Here is a 20,239-nt window from a genome sequence, read left to right on the forward strand (position 1 = left end):
GAACACTACTTCAACCATGCTTTTTGTACTGATAGAAGTAAAGTGTAGAAAATTCAATTTCTTTAACAAATACAAACTGACTTAAACAAAAAAAGAGGGCAATGCCCTCTTTTTCTATGTTTTATGCAAAACAATTATTTGTTTGCAGTCATGCTGTAAACGCAATTCTCAGGAACTGTAGCATCATACTCATTGATAGACAATGTTAATGTGTTGCTGCTTAATGTACCAGTACCTGTGTAAGTAAATCCACTTACAGTTTGGTTGTCAAGAGTAATGGTATTACCGTTTGCAGTAGCAACTACTGATAATTGGCCACCAACGCTAACGTTTACTTTTTCATCACCACCTGAATTTTCTGTAATAACTACAGCAGTACCAGCTGCAATAGTTCCATTTCCTGTTACACCACATGAAATAGTTCCTGTAGTTACAGAGAAAGAACCTAAGAATTTCTTACGATCAGGATCGCTGTCTTTTTTACATGCGGTAAATCCTGCTGCCATTAGGGCTACTACAGCACCTGTCAAAAGTGTTTTTGATAAGCTTAATTTTTTCATTTTTTAATAAAGTTTATAATGTTTATGTCGGCAAATATAGCACGATTTATCTTACCAACAACCTTTCTTTTAATTGAAAGTTATTCACGTTTCGATGTGTAAAGACCAAAAACGTTTAAAAGCAAAAAATCACCGCCACGTTGGCGGTGATTTTTAAAAGTATAACCCTAAAACCAAATCCTAATTTAAAATGCAGATGTCGGGCCATCTTACGGGACAGCCCACACCTGAAACCAACCTAAAACTATTTTTTTTCTTAGGTGACTCAACTTTTAGCCTTACAGGGCTAAGGCTGAATCATTTTTAATATTAACCTGAAACCAAACTATCTTAGTAATAATCTTTATCAAGAACGATATGTGCAATTTAACGCAGGCCTTTATCCTTTTGTTACACTACTATAAACGTACATTACGTATGTAAGATTATATACCTATTGCAATCTTCACTTCATCTTAACATACAGAAAAATGTCAAAAAAAGTATCCATTCCTGCTGTAAGAATTTTAACTAAACATTGAAAAGCTTGTTGTAAATTTGCAAAAACAGATACAGAGACAATGACTCCTGACAATACAATGAAATTGAATAGTATAGAAGAAGCTATAACCGATCTAAAAAATGGTAAAGCTGTAATAGTAGTAGATGATGCCGACCGTGAAAACGAGGGCGACTTTATTACTGCAGCCCACAATGCCACTCCCGAAATGATAAATTTTATGGCAAGCCATGGCCGGGGTTTGATTTGCGCCACCTTAACAGAGCAACGCTGCGAAGCGTTAGCTTTGAATATGATGGTTGCCACCAATACATCTTCTCACGAAACACCATTTACCGTGTCTGTTGATTTACTCGGGAATGGTTGCACCACAGGAATTTCTGCCTCCGACCGCTCGAAAACCATTAAAGCATTAATTGACCCCGCAACAAAACCTTCAGACCTTGGTCGCCCGGGACATATTTTCCCTCTGAAAAGTAAAAATGGTGGTGTTTTAAGGAGAGCAGGACATACTGAAGCCGGTGTTGACCTTGCCCGTCTTGCCGGATTTGAGCCTGCCGGTGTTTTGGTTGAGATTATGAACGAAGATGGAACGATGGCTCGACTACCCGATCTGGTAAAAATTGCCAAGAAATTTGATCTGAAAATAATTTCTATTGAGGACCTTATTTCCTATAGACTGAAAACAGAATCACTCATTGAACGCGAAGTGGAGGTGAAACTTCCTACTGCCTATGGTAGTTTTGAGCTTTTCGCCTATAAACAAAATACAACAGGACAAGAGCATCTTGCCTTAGTAAAAGGTGCTTGGAAAAAAGACGAACCTATTTTAGTGAGGGTTCACTCCTCCTGCCTTACCGGTGATATTTTTGGCTCATGTCGCTGCGACTGCGGACCACAATTGCATAAAGCCATGCAGATGATTGAAAAAGAAGGAAAAGGTGTCATTGTTTATATGAATCAGGAAGGACGTGGAATCGGATTATTGAATAAACTAAAAGCCTATAAACTACAGGAAGCAGGAAAAGATACCGTTGAAGCCAATCAGGAACTGGGTTTTAAACCGGATGAGAGAGATTATGGCGTTGGCGCACAAATTCTGCGTGATTTAGGTGTTTCCAAACTAAAACTTATGACCAACAACCCTACCAAACGAGCAGGCCTCATCGGATATGGCTTGGAGATTGTTGAAATTATACCGCTAGAAATCGAGTCCAATGAACATAACCGTCATTACCTGCAGACAAAGCGTGATAAAATGGGACATACTATTAAATAATCTGCCATACTTTATTAAAAAAAACTGCTTCGCATGTTAACTCGTCTTGCTATAAAAAATTATGTACTTATCCGGGAACTGGATATTGATTTTTCTGATGGGTTAAGCATTATTACAGGTGAAACAGGAGCAGGAAAATCTATTCTGCTGGGTGCAATGGGACTTGTTTTGGGCGAGCGTGCCGATGCAAAAACACTTTTCGACAAGAACGGCAAATGTGTTATTGAAGCTGAATTTGCAATTTCACATTACAACCTGAGAGATTTTTTTTCGCAGCACGATATAGATTTTGAAAACAATACGATCATCAGAAGGGAAATTAATTCTGAAGGTAAATCGCGTGCATTTGTTAACGACACTCCGGTAAACCTTTCTGTACTGAAAGAACTTAGCAGCTATTTGGTAGATGTTCATTCGCAGCATCAGACATTGACATTAAACACATCAGCATTTCAGCTAAACGTGCTCGATATTACAACAGGCAATCAGAAGTTGCTAAATGATTACAGCAATCAATATATTCAGTATAGAAATTTATTGAAAGAACTTACCTCGTTGAAAGAGTTGGAAAGTAAAAGTATTGCTGAATCAGAGTTTCTGCAATTTCAGTTTGACGAACTTGAATCTGCCGGATTAAAACATGGTGAGTTTGAAAAAATTGAATCGGAACTACAACTGCTCAACAACACTGAAAATATAGTGTTGGCACTTGACAGCACAAGTGATGTTTTGTCTGAAGGTGAGACCAATGTAGTTTCAAACATTACTCAGGCAGTAAACCGTTTAAATGGCATAGCACGTTTACATCCATCGTTAGAAGATATTCTTAAAAGAATTCAGTCGTGCAACATTGAACTGAAAGATATTTCATCAGAAATAACTGCACTTAAAAGTCAGTTTAGTTTAAATCCATCACAGCTTGAAATATTAAATGACAGACTTTCGGCTTATAACAAGTTACAACAAAAACACAGAGTAAAAAATGCTGACGAACTGATTGTTCTGCAACAGGAAATTGCCAATCGGCTTCAAACTTTTCACTCACTTGCTGATGATATTGAGAAATGTGATAAACAAACACAGCAGCTTTATTTTAAACTAAAGGAACTTGCTGCAGAACTTCATAGCAACAGGCAAAAAGCTGCACAAAATTTCAAAAAAGATATTTTAAAATTACTGAAAGAGGTTTCGTTAAACGATGCTCAGTTTGAAATTGACCTTACGTCAACAGAAGAGTTGACAGCCACAGGAACAACTGCTGTTCGCTATTTGTTTTCGGCAAACAAGGGAGTAACGGTAATGGAATTGTCGAAGGTGGCTTCCGGTGGTGAACTTTCGCGATTGATGTTATGTATTAAAGCACTCATCGCAAACAAAACATCAATGCCAACCATCATCTTTGACGAGATCGACACAGGCATTTCCGGTGAGGTGGCACATAAAGTTGGTAACCTCATTGAACAACTTTCAAAAAGCAGGCAAGTTCTTGCCATAACACATCTGCCACAAATGGCCGGAAAAGGTAAAACGCATTACTTTGTTTTTAAGCATATTGAAAAAGGTATTGCTCAATCAAGAATAAAAACACTTACTCCTGACGAAAGAGTTGTTGAAATTGCAAAAATGCTAAGCGGTGAAGTGGTTACAGATGCAAGCCTTCAAAATGCAAGGCACTTACTTATAAAATCATAATTATGCCCACATCAGAAGTTACATATATAGGCGAATTACGCGTAAAATCGGTTCATGTTTTTTCAGGTAATGAAATAATCACCGATGCGCCTCTCGACAATCAGGGAAAAGCGCAAGCCTTCTCCCCTACCGACCTGTTGGCTACCTCGTTAGCCAATTGTATGCTCACTATAATGGGTATCGCTGCAAGGACTCATCAATTTTCTATTGATGGTACGCGTGCCGAAGTCACTAAAACAATGGCTTCGGATCCGCGAAGGGTCAGCGCTATTGAAGTGAAATTGTTTTTTCCGAAAAATAATTATTCGGATAAGGAAAAGAAAATAATAGAAAATGCAGCACATACATGTCCTGTTGCATACAGTCTCCATCCCGATATCAAACAAGATATCAGTTTTAATTTTTAATGAATGAACAATCACAATCATTTTATGGAAGAGGCTGTAGCCTTGTCCAAGAAAGCAATCACAGACAATGAGGGCGGCCCTTTTGGATGCGTAATAGTTAAAGACGGAAAAATTATTGCCAAAGGAAATAATAAAGTAACTTCCACCAACGACCCCACTGCACATGCAGAAGTGGTAGCCATTCGCGAAGCCTGTAAGGTGGTGAATAGTTTTCAGTTAGATGGTTGCGAAATATATACATCCTGTGAGCCCTGCCCCATGTGTCTGGGTGCAATTTACTGGGCACGGCCTGATGTGGTTTACTTCGCCAATACCAGACAGGAAGCTGCTGCAATAGGTTTTGATGATGAATTTATTTACAATGAAATAAATATTCATCCTGCTGAGAGAAAAATAAAAATGGTGCATCTGCCTAACCAACAGGCTGCCGGTGTTTTTAACTCATGGCAAAACAAAACTGACAAAACAGAGTATTGATATCAGCTACAGACCATAGATGAAATTACCATTTAAGAAACTCACCACACTCGTTTTAGGTTCTTTTATCGGTCCTTTTATCATGACATTTTTTATTGCACTCTTTGTGCTTTTAATGCAGTTTCTGTGGAAATACATTGACGACCTTGTTGGCAAAGGGCTTGACTGGTGGACTATCACCAAACTACTTGCTTACACGTCAACAACATTAGTTCCTTTGGCATTACCATTAGCCATTCTGTTGTCATCAATAATGACTTTTGGCAATCTGGCAGAACACTATGAGATTGTTGCCACAAAATCAGCAGGTATTTCTTTACAAAGGTTAATGCGCCCATTAGTAGTGGTTGCAATAATAATTTCTTTAGGCGCCTTTTATTTTTCAAACAACATTTTACCTTACAGTAATCTTAAAATGGGCTCGCTGCTTTATGATGTGCGTCAACAAAAGCCGGCATTGTTTATTAAAGAAGGTGTTTTTTACAATGGCATTGATGGCTACAGTATTAAAATAGGTAAAAAAGCTGATGATGGTAAATCAATCAAAAACATCATGATTTATGATCATACACACAACATGGGAAATAAAAAAGTTGTGGTTGCCGATAGTGGCACTATGGTAATGACCAATGATAAACGTTATCTTATTTTAACATTATTGAACGGACACTCATACGAAGAACAACAAAACCGCAAAAAAAATTATGACACCAACCCCTTGCTCAGAACACAATTTCAATCAGAAACAATTCGTTTTGATCTATCTTCTTTTCAACTGAACCGAACAAACGAAGACTTGTTTAAAGACAATTATCAGATGATGAATGTGAAACAATTAAATGCCATGATTGACACTTTTAAATTACAGGCAGCGCAACGTAAATCACGGTTTGTAAGAGATATAAAACCATATTATCAGTTTTTAAAGGACTCAACATTGTTTATCCATGTTAGCAATGCCATTGCAAAACCTTTTCTAACTGATAGCATCAAACTAAACAACACCAAATTTGAAACAGCTTTGTCGCAATGTCGTGTCATCAAATCGTATATAGAAAGTGCTGATGATGATTTAGAGAGCAGAAATCGTGCCTATGTAAAATATCAAATTGAGTGGCATCGCAAATTCACTTTATCAATTGCCTGTTTATTGCTGTTCTTAATTGGAGCACCTTTAGGTGCCATCATCCGCAAAGGCGGTCTTGGACTACCTATTGTAATTTCCATTGCATTCTTCCTCTGCTATCACATTATTTCCATCACAGGAGAAAAGATGGCAAAAGAAGGAATCATCAGTGTAGAAAGAGGCATGTGGCAATCGTCATTAGTGTTGTTGCCTATTGGAATTTTTATGGTTTACAAAGCCACACACGACTCCGCCTTGTTTGATATGGACTCTTATAAGTCATTTTTCAAAAAACTGTTCCGGAAAAAACGGCTTGATGACTTTTTATTTAAGTAGGCGCGAGTGTATCGCTCGTGCCATTCTATTATTTTAGCTTTTAGCGAAAGAGAGATAAAAATTATGGCTGCAAGCCATTAAAATAAAAGGCAACGAAGCACAGCTTCGCACCTACGAAGCAGCATCATTCCTTAACAAACTTTTTAACTGCAATACCTTTATCACTAAAAACCTTTACAAAATAAACTCCGCTTGCAAAATTACCGACATTAATTTTAATGCTTTTTTCTATTGCCTCTGCACCTTCAACTAACACTACATTATTAAGCGCATCGCAAACTTCAATGTTTTTAATTCTTAATTCATCACTCATAATTCTTAATTCATCTTTTGCCGGATTGGGCATTAATGATATTTTATTCTTATAACTCTCTATTTCATTTATACCCACCGTACAATCAACCACCGAAACATCATCTATGTAATAATACGAAAAAGCAGTGTTAGCATTATTAGTTTGATTATTGGAGTCAAGAGTCGTATTTGCATCATTATTAAAATTACCAATGATAAAATATTTCCCCCCCCCCCCGCAACGTAATTGCCGCTTATTTGTGTCCAGTTTAGCGTATCATAAATAATTCCGTTAGTGTTTACTATTTGAGGTATGTAGGGTAAATTTAAAGCCGTGCTGTAATCTACCGAGCTGTTTGGTGACAAGTACATTCCTATATTGCTTGTATAATATTTGCCGCTATCTGATTTTACCACATAAAAGCTAACGCAATAGGTATGCCCCTGCTTTAATGTATCATTTAGTTGCCCCCCTAAATATTCGCGAAAATTATTGAATTGAGGCGAAAAGTTTGTGAAAAGTGAAAATCCACAATACGCTATACCTGTTCTCGCATATTGAAAACCAGCGGCATTATTTGGTGCGGGGGATGAAATACACAAATACTGCTCACTAAAATAATCGCAACTGCCACCGCTTGCCCAATACCAGCCTGTGCAAGGCATTTGAGGATAATTGTTATTTTGAAAAATGGAACAAGGTATTGTGTCCTCAAATGAAGAATTTAAAACAAGGTTCTGCCCCCACGCATTTTGCGAAGCCATAACAAAAAGCAATAGAGCTATTTTTTTCATATAACAAAGGTAATAAAAAAGAGCAGTGGTTAGCTGCTCTTTTTATTTTATTACTTAATTACTACCAACTTTCTTATATCTGTAACTCTACCGTTTACTTCTGTTTTTATAATGTAAACTCCTTGTGCAAGTTCATGCAAATCTATGAGAACTTTATTATATCCTTCATGCAATAAATAGCTGCTCACCCTTACACCAAATTTGGAATATATATTTATAACACCTTTTTGATTTTTTTCAAGTTGATTGCTGTAAATAGTTTTCTCTATCGCAGGATTTGGCATTAATGATATTTTATTATCAGCAACAGCAGCGCTTTGTGTGCCATTCGGATTAGCCATTCGGCTGCCGATGGATTCATAATCATCATCAATATGAAGCCCGAGCATTACCCTTGCCGCATACACTCCTGTGCCGCCCGTTAACGGATTTTCATTGGCAATCGCATAGAGTATATCATACTGTTCGGTAGTTAATTCAAAGCTATCAACAGCCCATGTTACAAGGTATATGGCATTAACGGCTTTTTCATTTTCTTCGGCATGGTTGTCGGGAGCAATGCTTTCGTTTAATGTTAAAGCATACTCCGGATTAACATCGGCAGAGTCAAGCACTGTTTTAAACAAACCTATATTGTAAACAGCCGTGCTGTCATACCACCTTGTTAACAGGGTATCTTCTGATGTGCCCTGTAACATCATTCCTTAACAAACTTTTTAATTGCAATTCCTTTATCACTAAACACTTTTACAAAATAAACTCCTTTAGTAAAATTACTCACATTTATTTTGATATTTTTCTCATCTGATTTTACGCTTTCAATTAAAACCACATTTCCAAGCACATCCGTAATTTCCATATTTTTAATTTTCAATTCTGCATTCTCAATTCTTAATTCTGAATTGGTTGGGTTCGGCATCAGCTTTATTTTATTCTTATAACTCTCTATCTCATTTATACCCACCGTACAATCTACTACTGAAACATCATCTATGAACAAGTAAGCTCCCATTAATGTTCCTGATGTGGAGTCAACTAATGTATTTATGTCATCGTTAAAATTACCAATGGTAAGGTATTTTTCACCACCATTGGCAATGTATGTTCCTGAAATCTGCACCCAGTTAAGTGTATCATAAATTATATTGCCCGCAAGGTTTGAAATTTGAGGAACAAATGAAAGGTTGGTGTTTATGGTATAATCTACCGCACTGTCAACAGAAAGGTATAAACCTATGCCGTCAACAACGTATTTGAATTCTTCGGCAACCGAAACATAAAAGCTGACGCAATACTCATGCCCATGCTTTAATGTATCCGACAAACCTCCCCCTATGTATTCTCGTCTATTAGCAAAAGAAGGAAATGTAGTCGAAACAAATGGGCCTAACCCCACATAAGCAATACCAGTTCGGGCATATTGAAAGCCTACCTGATTTTGCGGAACATAAGATGTTGAACAAAATATATCAGGCTGCTCGCTGAAATAATCAGGACTGCCAACTGATGCTGAATACCAGTAACGACACTGCATAGCCCATGTTCCAATTGGACAGGTTATCGTATCTTCAAAACTTGGGTTTAATACCAAGTTTTGTGCACTTACCTTTAATGATAAAAATAAGCATAAACAAATAGTTGACTTTTTCATATTTAAGGTTATTTACTGCAATATCAGTTTTATAAATTCAGGTTGCCTGTCAGTTATATTTACTTTAACCATATACACTCCACGTGCATAACCTGATGTTTCTATGGTAATTTTATTTTTACCATGATTTAATGTATATGCCGATAATTTATTGCCGAGCATATCATACAATTCCAGCAAACCATTTTCATTGTCATTCAACTCACTTTCATAGTACACCGCTGTTCGTGCAGGGTTGGGGTATAGCTTACCTACACTTAAATTATCATTTACTTCATTTATCCCCACCGTGCAGTCTATTACACTTACATCATCTATGAAATAGTATGCACTATTTCCCGTTGATGAAGTAGAATCAATCATTGTGTTAGCATCATCTTTAAAGTTGCCAATGGTCAAATATTTTTCTCCGCCATTGGCTATGTATGTTCCTGAAATCTGCACCCAGTTAAGCGTATCATAAATTATGTTGCCCGCAGGGTTTGAAATTTGAGGAACAAACGAAAGGTTGGTGTTTATGGTATAATCAACAGCGCTGTCAACAGAAAGGTATAAACCTATGCCGTCTGTAACATATTTGCACTTCTCGGCAACCGATACATAAAAGCTGACACAATACTCATGCCCCTGCCTTAATGTATCCGACAATATTCCACCCACATATTCACGTCTTATTAATAAAAGTAGGGATTATATGTTGAGTAAATAATCCCAATCCTACATAAGCAATTCCAGTTCGTGCATACTGGAAACCTATGGTACTTTGTGGGGCAGGTACCACACAATTGATATCAGGTTGTTCGCTGAAATAATCTGGACTGCCATAAGTTGCCCAATACCAATAATTGCATGGCATAGCATAGGTGCCTGTGCAGGCTATGGTATCCTCAAATGAAGGGTTCAAAACAAGATTTTGAGCATCTGCCTTAATAGCAGAAAACAAGCATAAACAAATAATAAATTTTTTCATAATTTAAAATTGTGAGGAGGCACAAAGCCTCCTCACAAAAATAATTATTTAATTAACGACCAATTTAATTATTTCACTGTTACACCCCATAATTTCCACCTTTACAATGTATATGCCTTTTGATAAATCAAATACAGGTATTGAAATTAAATTATTGCCTTTTGTCAGCTTATAATCTTTTAATTGCTTACCGAGCATATCCAATAAAGTTAAAACTCCGTTTTCATTCTCACCCAAGTTATCGTGATAATAAACAACTGTATTGGCTGGATTTGGATATAGCCTTCCTATATCTTTATTATCATTTACTTCGTTAATACCAACCGTGCAGTCTATAACCGATACATCATCTATTAAAAAGTAAGAGAAAATTATTGGGCCAGAAATAGAATCAATAGCTGTATTAGAGTCAGCTTTAAAATTACCAATAGTAAGGTATTTTTCACCACCAGAAGCAATGTACGTTCCCGAAATTTGCACCCAGTTAAGCGTATCATAAATAATATTTCCGGCTGGATTTTCAATTTGCGGTACAAATGAAAGATTAGTATCAATTGAATAATCCACTGTGCTATCTGCTGACAGGTATAATCCTATGCCATCTACGATGTATTTAGACTTATTCGCTACAGATACATAAAAACTTACACAATACTCATGCCCCTGCTTTAATGTATCGGATAATTCTCCTCCTATATATTCTCTATAGTTTGTAAATGGGGCTGAAGTAAAAGCAGACAAACCTACATAAGCAACACCTGTACGGGCGTATTGATATCCAATATTATTATCAGGTACAGGTAAGGCGTAACAGAAAGGGTCATACGTTTCGCTGAAATAATCAGGGCTGCCACCTGATGCTGAATACCAATTGGTGCATTGCATTTGCCATGTGCCAAGATTAATGAATATCCAGCATGGTATTGTATTTTCAAATGACGGATTAATAACTAAATTCTGAGCATTGCTGTTTAATGCAATAAAACATAAAACGATAATTAAAAACTTTTTCATTTTAAATTATTTGGCGTATGACACCTACGTTATTCTACCCCAAATTTACTAAGTTTTATTGTATTAACAGCTTTTTATTTTCGTCCGTTCTGCCATTAATTTTTATCTTTACCATATACATGCCTTTTGCCAAATCAGCTACCGGTATTGAAATTAAATTATTACCTTTTGTCAGCTTATATCCTTTTAATTCTTTACCGAGCATATCCAATAAAGTTAAAACTCCGTTTTCATTCTCACCTAAGTTGTCTTGGTAATATACAACTGTATTGGCTGGGTTCGGATAAAGCCTGCCTATATCTTTATTATTATTTACTTCGCCAATATCTTTATTATTATTTACTTCGCCAATCCCCACCGTGCAGTCTATTACGCTTACATCGTCTATAAACAAGTACGATTCATATCGGCTTTGGGGAACATTGTTATTTATGGAATCAATCAAGGTATTAGCATTATCTTTAAAATTACCAATGGTGAGGTATTTTTCACCGCCATTGGCAATGTACGTTCCCGAAATCTGCACCCAGTTAAGCGTATCATAAATTATGTTGCCTGAAGGGTTTGAAATTTGAGGTACAAACGGAAGGTTGGTGTTAATGGTATAATCAACAGCGCTGTCAATAGATAAGTATAATCCTATGCCGTCTGTAACATATTTTAATTCCTCTGCAACCGATATATAAAAGCTGACACAATACTCATGCCCCTGTTTTAATGTGTCAGAAAGTTCTCCTCCAATATACTCTCGCCTATTTAGATAATTTGGATTTAAAGGCTGCATAAGTGTTACTAATCCTACATAAGCAATCCCTGTTCTGGCATATTGATAACCGGCATTGCTTAAAGGCACAGGAGAGGTTCCGCAAAATATATCAGGCTGTTCACTGAAATAATCAGGACTGCCTATATTAGCCGTGTACCAATATTTGCATTGCATTGGGATTGCTGTTGTTGTTGGGCAAGCTATTGTATCTTCAAAACTTGGGTTTAACACCAAATTTTGCGCATTTGCATTTGACACAAGATATAAAAATATGACAATAAATATTTTTCTCATGTTAAAAAGGAGACTGATAGTTCAGCCTCCTTGCAAAATTAAATCATAATTTAATTACTCTAATATCAATTTAACGGTTTCTGTGGGTTTACCTGTTATATTAATTTTAACCAAGTACACACCTCTTGCATAAGGTGTTGGTATGGCAAGCAAATTTCCTTTATTAAGTTTATAGCTTGCCATTTCTCTGCCTGTTATATCCATAAGCTGCAATGTTCCGTTTTCTTTTTCAGAAAGATTGTTTTCAAAGTAAACAACCTTTGTGGCTGGATTGGGATACAATTTGCCTGAACTTAAATTATCATTTACTTCGTTAATACCAACTGTGCAGTCAATTACACTTACATCGTCAATGAAAAAATAACTTTCAATTAGACTTGCACTTGTAGAATCAATTGCGGTGTTAGCATCATCTTTAAAATTGCCAATGGTCAAATATTTTTCACCACCATTAGCTATGTACGTTCCCGAAATCTGCACCCAGTTAAGCGTATCATAAATTATATTGCCCGCAGGGTTTGAAATTTGAGGCATAAACGAAAGGTTTGTGTTTATGGTATAATCAACAGCGCTGTCAACAGAAAGATATAACCCTATGCCATCCACAACATATTTGAATTCCTCTGCAACCGAAACATAAAAGCTGACACAATACTCATGTCCCTGCTTTAATGTATCGGATAATTCTCCTCCTACATATTCTCTTCTATTTATATGATTTGGGGAAACATGTTTTGTGTAAACACCCAATCCTACATAAGCAATTCCTGTTCTTGCATATTGGTATCCACCTCCACTTTGCGGAACGTAAGATGTTCCGCAAAATATATCAGGCTGTTCGCTGAAATAATCAGGACTACCATAAGTTGCCCAATACCAATATTTACATTGCATAGCATAGGTGCCTGTGCAGGCTATAGTATCTTCAAATGAAGGATTCAAAACAAGATTTTGAGCATCTGCTTTACTCGCAAAAAACAAGCATAAATAAATTGTTAACTTTTTCATATTAAAAAGATAGGTTATTTACTGCAATATCAGTTTTATAAATTCAGGTTGCCTGTCAGTTATATTTACTTTAACCATATACACTCCACGTGCATAACCTGATGTTTCTATGGTAATTTTATTTTTACCATGATTTAATGTATATGCCGATAATTTATTGCCGAGCATATCATACAATTCCAGCAAACCATTTTCATTGTCATTCAACTCACTTTCATAGTACACCGCTGTTCGTGCAGGGTTGGGGTATAGCTTACCTACACTTAAATTATCATTTACTTCATTTATCCCCACCGTGCAGTCTATTACACTTACATCATCTATGAAATAGTATGCACTATTTCCCGTTGATGAAGTAGAATCAATCATTGTGTTAGCATCATCTTTAAAGTTGCCAATGGTCAAATATTTTTCTCCGCCATTGGCTATGTATGTTCCTGAAATCTGCACCCAGTTAAGCGTATCATAAATTATGTTGCCCGCAGGGTTTGAAATTTGAGGAACAAACGAAAGGTTGGTGTTTATGGTATAATCAACAGCGCTGTCAACAGAAAGGTATAAACCTATGCCGTCTGTAACATATTTGCACTTCTCGGCAACCGATACATAAAAGCTGACACAATACTCATGCCCCTGCTTTAATGTGTCGGATAATTCTCCTCCTATATATTCACGTTGATTGTTAAATGGTGGAAAAAAAGTAAATAACCCTACATAAGCAATTCCTGTTCTCGCATATTGATATCCTATGGTACTTTGCGGAGCTGGTATCATACAATTAAAATCAGGTTGTTCACTAAAATAATCCGGAGTATTATTTGATGCTGTATACCAAAATCTACATGGCATTACATAAGTACTTGGCAGGCAAGCAATGGTATCTTCAAATGAAGGATTTAATACCAGATTTTGCGCATTTGCATTTAATGATAAAAACAAAAATAAACCTATCAGAACCTTATTCATAATTAAAGGAGGCTTGCTTTTGAGCAAGCCTCCACAAATATACAGTTATTTTACTGCTAATTTAATCATCTTATCGTCACGATTTGTTATTCTTATCTTAACCATATACATGCCCTTTGCCAAATCGGATACCGGTATTGAAATTAAATTATTACCTTTTGTCAGCTTGTATCCTTTTAATTCTTTACCGAGCATATCCAATAACGTTATAATTCCGTTTTCATTCTCACCTAAGTTGTCTTGGTAATATACAAATGTATTGGCTGGGTTAGGATAAAGCCTGCCTGTTCCGCTTATGTTTTTATTGCCCGCCACATTTGCAGCCATTCGCAGGCTTGCTATTCCGGTAACATCATCGGCATTGGTATCAATCATGGCTCGCGCCATGTAAACTCCGCCACCACCGCTTATGGCATTTTCGGCAGCTATGGCGCTCAGTGCTTCGTACTGTGCCGAGTCGGGCTGCTCACCGGCTAATGCAAAATACAGGGCATACACTGCCTGCTCGTTTTCTTCGGCATGGTTAAGAGGAGTTATGTTGTAGTTCAGTTCAGCAGCATAAGCGGCATTGGCTATAGCCGAATCGGCAACGGTTCTGAACGCGCCAATGTTGCCCGCAGCCACGCTGTCTTTCCACAGCGTAAGCAATGTGTCGGCAGGGGTTTCTTGCAGCATAAGACTGTCATCGCTCAGCAGCAGCTCATACACCTGCCTCTGCGCCCAGTACTGCATGTCGGCATCAAGGCTGTCATAATATCCCTCCCGGGCAGCCACATCGGTAAGCAACTGCTGCTGTGCGCGCAGTGCAGACGGGTCGCAGTCATAGCCAAGTGTTGCCGGTTGAAAGTCCATGCATCCACCTGGTGTCATTTCATTTGGAAGTAAAGCAGCAACATTTCCATAATACCAAACAGGAGCAGGATTTATCATTGGCGTGCTAACAATAGCTCTGTTATAAGACGGGCTTGGTAATGCCTGTTGGTTCCATGATAGTTGGGATTTTAGTTTGGTAGTAATGTTATTTTTTAAGCTTTGTAAAATTAATGGGGTTTCCTTTTCATATCCAAATTAATTTATCAACAGGATTTAAGGGCGTTAAATTATTACGTTTGCACATAAGTTTAGAATCCTACCGTAATTTGAAAATCCTTCAACTGTGTTTGCGTATTCCGTTGCCGCCTTATGATGGCGCCACCATTGCCATGTACAACCTTGCCGAATCACTCACGGCATCGGGCGCAGAGGTAAAAATGCTTTCGTTCAACACCAAAAAACATTTTATGGACATAAATTCCATTGATGCCGCATTGCTTGAAAAATATAAATTGGAAACAGTTTTTCTTGATGCCTCTGTAAACGCATGGGATGCTTTTGCCAATCTGTTCAAACCAAACGAGTCATATAACATTGTCCGTTTTGACTCGGAAGCGTTTCACCAAAAGCTGAAAGAACTGCTGCAATCGGAAACATTTGATTTCATATTGTTTGAAGGATTATTTCTTAGCCCTTACCTACAAACAGTGCGTACATTCAGCAAAGCCAAGTGCATATTGCGGGCGCATAATGTGGAATGGCTTATCTGGAAAAGACTTGCTAAAGCAACAAAAAATCCATTAAAAAAGGCTTATCTTTATTTTTTATCCGACAGACTTAAACGCTATGAGAACAAGGTGATAAACAACTTTGATGCAATCATCGCTATATCGGAGATAGATAAAAATCTTTTTCTGAGAGATGGCTGTAATATTCCTATTGAAGTGGCGCCAACAGGAATGAATACTGCCAAATACAAGAACATAGAACAGATGGATGCTGATAGTCTTTCATTATTTCATCTTGGATCAATGGACTGGCTCCCTAATATTGAAGCCGTTGACTGGCTATTGAAAGATATCTGGCCACTGATTCAACAAAAATCAACTAAGGTGCATTTGTTTCTGGCCGGTAAAAACATGAACCCGAAATATTTCAGTATTAAATCAAAAAACCTGATTGTTGCAGGTGAAATAAAAGACGCACTGAAGTTTATGGAAAACAAACAGATTATGGTTGTACCCTTACTGAGTGGCGGTGGTATTAGAATAAAAATTCTCGAAGGTCTTGCCGCAGGAAAAGTTATCGTATCAACATCAACCGGTGCAGAAGGGATTAATTATACTGATAAAAAAAATATTCTTATTGCCGATACCCCGGAGGATTTTACAAAAACCATTCTTTCATTATTAAACAATCCTAACCTGTTAAACAACATTGCAAGGGAAGCACAAATACTTGCCAGAACACAATATGACAATAATCTTATCGGCAAAAAATTGGCTGGCTTTTTAAAAGCCATTTAAAAATCACATTCTAAAACATCAAACATCTATGACAGAGAGTTTGATTTTATGCTGATGGTTGTTGAGAAAAACCAACCTCTCGGAGGTATTAATTTCAGGAAAATTATTCTGTAATAACTTATAAAATTCTGAAGTGAACTTCCTGTTGGGCTCGGTGAAAATAATTTTTCCTCCATTTTTAGTCAGGCGTTGAAAAGCATTAATCACGGCAGGAAACATTCTGCTTTCATAGGCTACATCGGCAGCCAAGAGTAAATCACATTTTTCAATATTGTCAGGTATGTTTCTCCAGTCAAGCATCATGGTGTGCGGTTGGGAGGTGTTGTTCAGATGCCAGTTTGCCTCAGCAAATTGCAGTGGCGCCTCTACATAATCACTCATCATAACTTTATGACCCAGTTTGCCGCATAGCACCGAAGGCAATGCCATACCACAACCAATTTCGTGAATAAACGAAACTTCAGAATTCTCAAGTTCACTTACATATTCTGCCAAAGCAATTGCAGAGGGCCATAGTTCTGCCCAGTAGGGTATGCGCTCATCCATCACATTATCATCACTACTATCGAGCTGGCTTAATGCTGCATATAAGGCATCAATATTAGTTACTTTAAAGTATGTCATTGCTGCTTCTCCTATCTGAACCGTTGCCACTTCGGATGTAACCCGGATACCAAATTGAAAAACGTCAGGATCTGTCATGAAGCAAAATTAAACATCATCAACAAACAACTGCTATTTTAGCACCATGCAAACGGAGTTTTCTTTTATACTGAATGAAATCAACAACAATTGTCAATTGTATATAGTGCAAGCAAACTATCCTTCAGATAAAAAAAGCAGAAAGTTGTTTCAAAAGGAGCTTAGCATAAAATTGCTGAGGCACGTAACAAAAAATAATACACTTCAACTACACTATCTCGATACAGGCAAACCTTACATTGATGGCAACAATGCAATTTCCTTTTCACACTCCGGAAATTATACTGCATTAATGATTACCCAATCAAGAAGTGCCGGTATTGATATTGAAATGACAGATAGAAATATTGAATCGGGCTTGGATTATTTTCTAAATGATGAAGAGATTGCTTTTCTTTTTCTTCAGGAGAAAAATCTTCATGCACTCACATGTTGGTGTATTAAAGAAGCTGCCATCAAATATTTCAATGTATCAGGAATTGACTTTAAAAACTGTGTGCGTATTCAACCATTTTCATTGTCTAATGCAGGCGTAGCTACTGTTAAAGTGCAGCACAGTAAAAATGATACTATTAATATTCATTACAGAAGAGAAAAAGACTATTTACTGACTTTCACTAAGGAATAAATTAGTCTTTAGCTATTTCAACATTTACTTTACGGCCTTTTATTTTATTGCCGTTAACATTGGAAAGCACATCATTCAAAAACTCTCCATTGACTTCAATGAAAGAAAACTTATCGTAAATATCAATAACACCAATATTGCTGCTGCTCATATTACTTAATCCTGAGACAGCGCCAACAATATCACCTTTACTTACTTTATCTTTTTTGCCAACGCTTAAAAACAAACGTATCATATCTGATTCGCCACTGTGTTTACCTCGCTTACCTTTACTACCTCCGCTATCGCGCTTGCCTCTTCCCGATCGTTCTTCTCTGCCGGAAGAATGACTGCTTGACTTGCTTTGACTTTGTTGCAACATAGGTGCAAAATGCATTTTAAGTAATGAAGCCGCAAGTTGATGTAATGTTAATCCTTCTTGTTTGAATGTTGCAAACATGTTTTCATACTGCTCCAAATCACCTTCTTCAAGTAGCACTTTCAGTCTTGCTGCCAATTTAATTTTAGCCAACTCAATGCGCTCTTTTCCTGATGGCAGCTGATGTCTTTCAATTCTCACTTTTGAGTAATCCTCAATCTCACGGATTTTAGCCATATCATTACGTCCGGAAACAAAACTGAAGGCTTTTCCGGATTTTCCGGCACGGCCGGTACGACCAATACGATGCACATAATTTTCCTCATCCAAAGGCAAATCAAAATTGAATACTGCATCCACATTTTCAACATCAATACCTCGTGCAGCAACGTCCGTTGCAACAAGCATATTCACATCACCTTTTTTGAAACGAGCCAATACATTGTTTCTTTGATTTTGTCTTAAATCTCCATGTATAGCTTCTGCTTTATAACCTAACTGCTGAAACTGCTCCGTCACCTCATCAGTCTTACGTTTAGTATTGCAAAACACAAGCATCAATTTCAAGTTGTGTAACTCAACCAACTGTGCAATTACATCTGCCTTCTGCGATGATGGAATATCGTAATAGATTTGTTCTATGGATGAAACAGTAAGCTCTTGTTTGGTGACCTTAACTAACTTAGGATTGGTTTGAAATTTTTTGGTGATTTCAAGAATAGGCTTTGGCATGGTTGCCGAAAATAAAACCGTCTGCCTCTCGTCAGGTGCATGTTGCAAAATAGCTTCCATGTCTTCTCTGAAACCCATATTCAACATCTCGTCTGCCTCGTCAAGCACTACCATCTTAATTTTAGACAGGTTTATAGTTCTTCTGTCCAAGTGATCCATAATTCTGCCCGGTGTACCAACAATTACATGTACAGGGCGTTTTAATGCATTTATCTGCTTTTGAATTTGTTCGCCACCGTACACAGCAAGTACTACCATGCCCTTTTTATATTTGGCCAACTTTTTAATTTCCTGTGCAACTTGCACTGCCAACTCACGGGTTGGGCACATTACTATTGCAGAGGTAGTTTTAGCTTTAGGATCGAGCATTTCGAGCAAAGGAATACCAAAAGCCGCAGTTTTTCCGGTGCCGGTTTGTGCTTGCCCAATTACGTCCTCGCCCTGCATTAATACAGGTATGGCTTGTGCTTGTATGGGCGAAGCCTCGGTGAAACCCATTTCGTCAATAGCCTGAAGCATTTCATGACTTAACGAAAGCTCATGGAAAGAAGTCTTATTCATGTGAAGTAGGAAGAACCGGAATTATCAGTGTTTTTCAAAAAATTATCCGGTTGATTATAATGTTAATTAAGGCCGCAAAGATAGTATATTTATCTGATCTAAAACATTCTGCACATTAATTGTCATAAAACGAATCTCATTATCTCTGAAAAAACATGTACTTAAAATATATCCATCCAGAGGCACTGTGCTTATTTCATAGTTCTCAGGAATGGTATTTTCAGGCAAATTAGCAATCCCCCGACCGCTAACTTTTCCAATGGCTTCCTTTTGAGTCCAGATTTTAAAAAATGCAGCATTGTCTGAATGTGCAATTTGTTTTTGCTCATCAGAAGTAAAATATTGCTGTATTACATTTTCATATTTATCTGCCTGTTGAATTTTTTCTATATCAACCCCCAATGGGTGGTTCTTCTGAAATGCCAGTGCTATCATTTTATCCGAATGACTTAAACTAAAATGTATAGCCATACTCTTATGCTGATGCTTTACAAATGGCTTTCCATTACTGTGTGCAGCAATCTCTATTTGTTCGTTTGTTTTGAGTAATGACGCCAGCAGCAATCTTTTTAACCCATGTGCAATACAATATGTCCGGCTGTCTTTTTCAAATTTGAATTTAAGAAGACGCTCTGTTTCCCCCTTACTTAACAGTTTTTTCAAATCTCCTTCTATTGCTGCAAACACGTCAGAAGAAAATACAAATACCAAACATTCATTATCCTGAATTGACAAACCATTACAAAAATCCTCTGCCGGAGGTAACTGCAATTCCATCTCAGAGA

Annotated in this window: 22 protein-coding genes; 7 read left to right on the plus strand and 15 right to left on the minus strand. The window is 37.2% G+C overall.

Going from position 1 to position 20,239, the window contains the following annotated elements:
• Positions 1–134 precede the first annotated feature (134 nt).
• Complete coding sequence (locus V9G42_11105) at positions 135–560, minus strand: hypothetical protein (protein ID MEI2759965.1); 426 nt, start codon at positions 558–560, stop codon at positions 135–137.
• 560 nt (positions 561–1,120) lie between these two features.
• Here V9G42_11105 and V9G42_11110 point away from each other — a divergent pair.
• Genes V9G42_11110 through V9G42_11130 form a run of 5 tightly spaced genes read left to right on the plus strand, consistent with a single transcriptional unit; the run spans position 1,121 to position 6,376 of the window.
• The gene (locus V9G42_11110; GenBank protein MEI2759966.1) at positions 1,121–2,338 is read left to right on the plus strand and encodes a bifunctional 3,4-dihydroxy-2-butanone-4-phosphate synthase/GTP cyclohydrolase II; all 1,218 of its coding nucleotides are present in this window, start codon (positions 1,121–1,123) and stop codon (positions 2,336–2,338) included.
• A gap of 33 nt (positions 2,339–2,371) precedes the next feature.
• Complete coding sequence (recN, locus tag V9G42_11115) at positions 2,372–4,030, plus strand: DNA repair protein RecN (GenBank protein MEI2759967.1); 1,659 nt, start codon at positions 2,372–2,374, stop codon at positions 4,028–4,030.
• A 2-nt stretch (positions 4,031–4,032) separates the two neighbouring features.
• On the plus strand, positions 4,033–4,437 hold the full coding sequence (locus tag V9G42_11120) for an OsmC family protein (GenBank protein ID MEI2759968.1): 405 nt from the start codon (positions 4,033–4,035) through the stop codon (positions 4,435–4,437).
• Between the two features lie 3 nt (positions 4,438–4,440).
• The gene (locus V9G42_11125; protein ID MEI2759969.1) at positions 4,441–4,914 is read left to right on the plus strand and encodes a nucleoside deaminase; all 474 of its coding nucleotides are present in this window, start codon (positions 4,441–4,443) and stop codon (positions 4,912–4,914) included.
• A gap of 19 nt (positions 4,915–4,933) precedes the next feature.
• Positions 4,934–6,376, plus strand: a complete 1,443-nt coding sequence (locus tag V9G42_11130; GenBank protein ID MEI2759970.1) for an LptF/LptG family permease — start codon at positions 4,934–4,936, stop codon at positions 6,374–6,376.
• Between the two features lie 124 nt (positions 6,377–6,500).
• Here V9G42_11130 and V9G42_11135 read toward each other — a convergent pair whose 3' ends face one another.
• From V9G42_11135 to V9G42_11185, 11 genes are read right to left on the minus strand one after another with little or no spacing between them, the layout of a single operon-like run.
• Positions 6,501–6,767, minus strand: coding sequence for a T9SS type A sorting domain-containing protein (locus tag V9G42_11135; protein ID MEI2759971.1), 267 nt, complete (start codon positions 6,765–6,767; stop codon positions 6,501–6,503).
• Positions 6,768–6,793: 26 nt separating this feature from the next.
• On the minus strand, positions 6,794–7,465 hold the full coding sequence (locus V9G42_11140; GenBank protein MEI2759972.1) for a hypothetical protein: 672 nt from the start codon (positions 7,463–7,465) through the stop codon (positions 6,794–6,796).
• Positions 7,466–7,515: 50 nt separating this feature from the next.
• Positions 7,516–8,166 carry a T9SS type A sorting domain-containing protein gene (locus tag V9G42_11145; GenBank protein ID MEI2759973.1) on the minus strand — a complete coding sequence of 217 codons (651 nt, stop codon included), beginning with the start codon at positions 8,164–8,166 and terminating at the stop codon, positions 7,516–7,518.
• Positions 8,163–9,116 carry a T9SS type A sorting domain-containing protein gene (locus V9G42_11150; GenBank protein MEI2759974.1) on the minus strand — a complete coding sequence of 318 codons (954 nt, stop codon included), beginning with the start codon at positions 9,114–9,116 and terminating at the stop codon, positions 8,163–8,165. The genes V9G42_11145 and V9G42_11150 overlap by 4 nt, the downstream gene beginning before the upstream one ends.
• A 12-nt stretch (positions 9,117–9,128) precedes the next feature.
• Positions 9,129–9,776 carry a T9SS type A sorting domain-containing protein gene (locus tag V9G42_11155; protein MEI2759975.1) on the minus strand — a complete coding sequence of 216 codons (648 nt, stop codon included), beginning with the start codon at positions 9,774–9,776 and terminating at the stop codon, positions 9,129–9,131.
• Positions 9,777–9,780: 4 nt separating this feature from the next.
• Positions 9,781–10,086, minus strand: coding sequence for a hypothetical protein (locus V9G42_11160; protein ID MEI2759976.1), 306 nt, complete (start codon positions 10,084–10,086; stop codon positions 9,781–9,783).
• Between the two features lie 48 nt (positions 10,087–10,134).
• Positions 10,135–11,100: a T9SS type A sorting domain-containing protein gene (locus V9G42_11165; GenBank protein ID MEI2759977.1), complete on the minus strand. Its 966-nt coding sequence runs from the start codon at positions 11,098–11,100 to the stop codon at positions 10,135–10,137.
• A 55-nt stretch (positions 11,101–11,155) separates the two neighbouring features.
• Positions 11,156–12,160: a T9SS type A sorting domain-containing protein gene (locus V9G42_11170; protein MEI2759978.1), complete on the minus strand. Its 1,005-nt coding sequence runs from the start codon at positions 12,158–12,160 to the stop codon at positions 11,156–11,158.
• A gap of 54 nt (positions 12,161–12,214) precedes the next feature.
• The gene (locus tag V9G42_11175; GenBank protein MEI2759979.1) at positions 12,215–13,168 is read right to left on the minus strand and encodes a T9SS type A sorting domain-containing protein; all 954 of its coding nucleotides are present in this window, start codon (positions 13,166–13,168) and stop codon (positions 12,215–12,217) included.
• A gap of 18 nt (positions 13,169–13,186) precedes the next feature.
• The gene (locus V9G42_11180; GenBank protein ID MEI2759980.1) at positions 13,187–14,134 is read right to left on the minus strand and encodes a T9SS type A sorting domain-containing protein; all 948 of its coding nucleotides are present in this window, start codon (positions 14,132–14,134) and stop codon (positions 13,187–13,189) included.
• A 45-nt stretch (positions 14,135–14,179) separates the two neighbouring features.
• Positions 14,180–15,064: a T9SS type A sorting domain-containing protein gene (locus tag V9G42_11185; protein ID MEI2759981.1), complete on the minus strand. Its 885-nt coding sequence runs from the start codon at positions 15,062–15,064 to the stop codon at positions 14,180–14,182.
• 209 nt (positions 15,065–15,273) lie between these two features.
• Between V9G42_11185 and V9G42_11190 the strand changes: the two genes are divergently transcribed.
• Positions 15,274–16,473 carry a glycosyltransferase family 4 protein gene (locus tag V9G42_11190; protein ID MEI2759982.1) on the plus strand — a complete coding sequence of 400 codons (1,200 nt, stop codon included), beginning with the start codon at positions 15,274–15,276 and terminating at the stop codon, positions 16,471–16,473.
• Between the two features lie 18 nt (positions 16,474–16,491).
• Here V9G42_11190 and V9G42_11195 read toward each other — a convergent pair whose 3' ends face one another.
• Positions 16,492–17,175 carry a methyltransferase domain-containing protein gene (locus tag V9G42_11195; protein MEI2759983.1) on the minus strand — a complete coding sequence of 228 codons (684 nt, stop codon included), beginning with the start codon at positions 17,173–17,175 and terminating at the stop codon, positions 16,492–16,494.
• 46 nt (positions 17,176–17,221) lie between these two features.
• Between V9G42_11195 and V9G42_11200 the strand changes: the two genes are divergently transcribed.
• Positions 17,222–17,803, plus strand: coding sequence for a 4'-phosphopantetheinyl transferase superfamily protein (locus V9G42_11200; GenBank protein ID MEI2759984.1), 582 nt, complete (start codon positions 17,222–17,224; stop codon positions 17,801–17,803).
• Position 17,804: 1 nt separating this feature from the next.
• Here V9G42_11200 and V9G42_11205 read toward each other — a convergent pair whose 3' ends face one another.
• Together V9G42_11205 and V9G42_11210 are read right to left on the minus strand one after the other, a co-directional pair.
• The gene (locus tag V9G42_11205; protein MEI2759985.1) at positions 17,805–19,454 is read right to left on the minus strand and encodes a DEAD/DEAH box helicase; all 1,650 of its coding nucleotides are present in this window, start codon (positions 19,452–19,454) and stop codon (positions 17,805–17,807) included.
• 66 nt (positions 19,455–19,520) lie between these two features.
• Complete coding sequence (locus V9G42_11210; GenBank protein ID MEI2759986.1) at positions 19,521–20,231, minus strand: 4'-phosphopantetheinyl transferase superfamily protein; 711 nt, start codon at positions 20,229–20,231, stop codon at positions 19,521–19,523.
• Between the last annotated feature and the right edge of the window lie 8 nt (positions 20,232–20,239).

It is taken from the genome of Bacteroidia bacterium, from assembly GCA_037045145.1.
Taxonomy (GTDB): Bacteria; Bacteroidota; Bacteroidia; order AKYH767-A; family OLB10; genus OLB10.

Bases quoted from the DNA above. Each gene is read 5' to 3' on its own strand.
- V9G42_11105 (MEI2759965.1), bottom strand. From the start codon at position 560: ATGAAAAAATTAAGCTTATCAAAAACACTTTTGACAGGTGCTGTAGTA.
- V9G42_11110 (MEI2759966.1), top strand. From the start codon at position 1,121: ATGACTCCTGACAATACAATGAAATTGAATAGTATAGAAGAAGCTATA.
- recN (MEI2759967.1), top strand. From the start codon at position 2,372: ATGTTAACTCGTCTTGCTATAAAAAATTATGTACTTATCCGGGAACTG.
- V9G42_11120 (MEI2759968.1), top strand. From the start codon at position 4,033: ATGCCCACATCAGAAGTTACATATATAGGCGAATTACGCGTAAAATCG.
- V9G42_11125 (MEI2759969.1), top strand. From the start codon at position 4,441: ATGAACAATCACAATCATTTTATGGAAGAGGCTGTAGCCTTGTCCAAG.
- V9G42_11130 (MEI2759970.1), top strand. From the start codon at position 4,934: ATGAAATTACCATTTAAGAAACTCACCACACTCGTTTTAGGTTCTTTT.
- V9G42_11140 (MEI2759972.1), bottom strand. From the start codon at position 7,465: ATGAAAAAAATAGCTCTATTGCTTTTTGTTATGGCTTCGCAAAATGCG.
- V9G42_11145 (MEI2759973.1), bottom strand. From the start codon at position 8,166: ATGATGTTACAGGGCACATCAGAAGATACCCTGTTAACAAGGTGGTAT.
- V9G42_11150 (MEI2759974.1), bottom strand. From the start codon at position 9,116: ATGAAAAAGTCAACTATTTGTTTATGCTTATTTTTATCATTAAAGGTA.
- V9G42_11160 (MEI2759976.1), bottom strand. From the start codon at position 10,086: ATGAAAAAATTTATTATTTGTTTATGCTTGTTTTCTGCTATTAAGGCA.
- V9G42_11165 (MEI2759977.1), bottom strand. From the start codon at position 11,100: ATGAAAAAGTTTTTAATTATCGTTTTATGTTTTATTGCATTAAACAGC.
- V9G42_11170 (MEI2759978.1), bottom strand. From the start codon at position 12,160: ATGAGAAAAATATTTATTGTCATATTTTTATATCTTGTGTCAAATGCA.
- V9G42_11175 (MEI2759979.1), bottom strand. From the start codon at position 13,168: ATGAAAAAGTTAACAATTTATTTATGCTTGTTTTTTGCGAGTAAAGCA.
- V9G42_11180 (MEI2759980.1), bottom strand. From the start codon at position 14,134: ATGAATAAGGTTCTGATAGGTTTATTTTTGTTTTTATCATTAAATGCA.
- V9G42_11185 (MEI2759981.1), bottom strand. From the start codon at position 15,064: ATGATAAATCCTGCTCCTGTTTGGTATTATGGAAATGTTGCTGCTTTA.
- V9G42_11195 (MEI2759983.1), bottom strand. From the start codon at position 17,175: ATGACAGATCCTGACGTTTTTCAATTTGGTATCCGGGTTACATCCGAA.
- V9G42_11200 (MEI2759984.1), top strand. From the start codon at position 17,222: ATGCAAACGGAGTTTTCTTTTATACTGAATGAAATCAACAACAATTGT.
- V9G42_11205 (MEI2759985.1), bottom strand. From the start codon at position 19,454: ATGAATAAGACTTCTTTCCATGAGCTTTCGTTAAGTCATGAAATGCTT.
- V9G42_11210 (MEI2759986.1), bottom strand. From the start codon at position 20,231: ATGGAATTGCAGTTACCTCCGGCAGAGGATTTTTGTAATGGTTTGTCA.